Below are 2424 nucleotides of genomic sequence, written 5' to 3' on the forward strand. Positions count from 1 at the left end.
CAAATCCCGATTTAACGAGATGTTTGGGGATTTTTATACTACATTATTCCCCAAATATAAAATAGGTGAAAAATTTGAAGTTTCTAGTGGAAGTACACCATCAAGAGATAATAAATTATATTGGGATAGCGGAACGATTAATTGGGTAAAAACAACTGAGGTAATAAATAGAGAAATTACGGAAACTGAGGAAAAAATCACAAAATTTGCTTTAGAAAATACATCTCTTAAACTTTTTCCAGTTGATACAATATTAATTGCTATGTATGGTCAAGGACAAACAAGAGGAAGAAGTGCAATCCTCAAAGTTGAATCTACTAGCAACCAAGCATGTGGGGCTATATTTCCAAATAAAATAGACAATCCAGTTTTTATTTGGCATCAATTAATGCTAAGGTATAGCGAATTACGAGAACTTGGACGAGGAGGAAATCAACCTAATTTAAACGGTCAACTGATTAAAAATTTTGAACTGATTTTCCCCCCTCTTTCCCTCCAAAATGAGTTCGCAGACTTTGTAGCCCAGGTCGACAAATCACAATTGGCAATCCAAAAATCTCTGGAAGAGCTTGAAACTTTGAAGAAATCTCTGATGCAGGAGTATTTTAGCTGATATTCTGCCATTGTAATTACGGTAATGATTTGTTATAATACAACAAAGGAGGAAATCAGATGGTAGTAAAAACAAGAAAACAAGGAAATTCAATCACCATTACGATTCCAAGTGAATTTAATATTCCAAGTGGTGTAAAATACGAAGCTAAATTGTTACCAAGTGGTGAGATTATCTTTACTCCTGAAGAATTGGATCAGCAGGTTTCTTATGTATCTGATGATGCCTTTGACTTAAATTTAGATAAAATATTTGACGAATACGACGATGTTTTCAAAGCTTTGGTGGAAAAATGACAATCTATCTAACAGAAAAGCAAATTGAAAAAATAAATGCTTTAGCAATTCAACGGTATTCTCCAAATGAGAAAATTCAAACAGTTAGTCCTTCTGCCTTAAATATGATTGTGAACTTACCAGAACAATTTGTCTTTGGGAAGCCTCTTTATCCAACAATTTTTGATAAAGCAACGATACTATTTGTCCAATTGATAAAGAAGCATGTTTTTGCTAATGCTAATAAAAGAACTGCTTTCTTCGTTTTGGTCAAATTTTTACAATTAAATAGCTATCATTTTTCTGTAACGGTAGAAGAAGCAGTAAAAATGTGTGTGACCATCGCAGTAGAATCTTTCACTGATGAAAAAATGACAGGCTACTCCAAATGGGTTTCTGAACATTCTGTTAGGGAAAAGGTCAAAAAGTAACCTACTATGCTGGATTTGAATGAGCATAAGAAAATAAATGAACAGACAATATTAGAATTCTGTAATGCAGAAACTGATATTGTCTCTTTTTATTGATGAATAAGAAAGTGAGAAATGATGGAATCAAAAGTTACAATTATCATGCAAGAAATGTTACCTCTTTTAAATAATGAACAATTACTAGCATTGAGAGAGAGTTTAGAACATCATCTAGTAGACGGAAAAAAGCAGCAGAAGTATTCGAATAATAACCTGTTGAAACTCTTTATTACCGCCAAACAGGTAGAGGGCTGTAGCTCAAAAACAATTCGTTATTACCAGAGGACGATTGAAAACTTGTTTAATGGTATTAAGGAGTCTGTGACACAACTCACAACAGATGATTTAAGGAGTTATTTAGCAAATTACCAGTCTGAAAAGGATTGTAGTAAGGCAAATTTAGACAATATTAGGCGTATATTGTCTTCTTTTTTTGCTTGGCTTGAGCAAGAGGAATATATCATTAAAAATCCCATTCGACGGATAAAGAAAATTAAGACTGAGCAAAATGTGAAGGAAACTTATACAGATGAACATTTGGAAATTATGCGCGATAACTGTGAAAATTTGAGAGATTTGGCAATAATAGACCTACTAGCATCGACAGGTATGCGTGTAGGGGAGCTTGTACAGTTGAATCGTTCAGATATTGATTTTGAAAACAGAGAGTGTGTTGTCTTTGGTAAAGGAAAGAAGGAGAGACCAGTATATTTTGACGCTCGTACGAAAATTCATTTAAGAAACTATCTTAACGACAGAAAAGATAGTCACCCTGCTCTTTTTGTAACGTTAGTTGGAAAAGTCCAGAGGCTTGGAATTGCTGGTGTAGAGATTCGCTTAAGAAAGTTAGGAGACAAACTCGGTATACAAAAGGTTCACCCACATAAGTTCAGAAGAACTTTAGCGACTAAGGCAATTGATAAAGGTATGCCTATCGAACAAGTCCAAAAACTGCTAGGTCATAGCAAGATTGACACAACCCTGGCCTATGCCATGGTCAATCAAAATAATGTCAAGCATTCACACCAAAAATTCATCTCTTAAAAGCAAATCCCGATTTAACGAG

The 2424-nt window shown here is 34.2% G+C and carries 4 protein-coding genes; all 4 read left to right on the forward strand.

Features of this window, described 5'->3' with window-relative positions; genetic code table 11:
- Positions 1–613 (forward strand): restriction endonuclease subunit S (locus HT678_RS11165; RefSeq protein WP_172925053.1); only part of this gene is annotated, 613 nt, incomplete at its 5' end.
- 59 nt (positions 614–672) lie between these two features.
- Positions 673–909: an AbrB family transcriptional regulator gene (locus tag HT678_RS11170; RefSeq protein ID WP_000260603.1), complete on the forward strand. Its 237-nt coding sequence runs from the start codon at positions 673–675 to the stop codon at positions 907–909.
- The gene (locus HT678_RS11175; RefSeq protein ID WP_172925055.1) at positions 906–1319 is read left to right on the forward strand and encodes a type II toxin-antitoxin system death-on-curing family toxin; all 414 of its coding nucleotides are present in this window, start codon (positions 906–908) and stop codon (positions 1317–1319) included. Before HT678_RS11170 ends, HT678_RS11175 begins: the two co-directional genes overlap by 4 nt.
- Before the next feature lie 117 nt (positions 1320–1436).
- Positions 1437–2402, forward strand: a complete 966-nt coding sequence (xerA, locus tag HT678_RS11180; RefSeq protein ID WP_000444454.1) for a site-specific tyrosine recombinase/integron integrase — start codon at positions 1437–1439, stop codon at positions 2400–2402.
- Positions 2403–2424: the final 22 nt, after the last annotated feature.

This window comes from Streptococcus sp. 3167 (assembly GCF_013277175.1).
Classification (GTDB): Bacteria; Bacillota; Bacilli; order Lactobacillales; family Streptococcaceae; genus Streptococcus; species Streptococcus pseudopneumoniae.

What these genes read in the sequence shown, in the direction of transcription:
- HT678_RS11175 (WP_172925055.1), top strand. Translation starts at nt 906, where the DNA reads ATGACAATCTATCTAACAGAAAAGCAAATTGAAAAAATAAATGCTTTA.
- HT678_RS11170 (WP_000260603.1), top strand. Translation starts at nt 673, where the DNA reads ATGGTAGTAAAAACAAGAAAACAAGGAAATTCAATCACCATTACGATT.
- xerA (WP_000444454.1), top strand. Translation starts at nt 1,437, where the DNA reads ATGGAATCAAAAGTTACAATTATCATGCAAGAAATGTTACCTCTTTTA.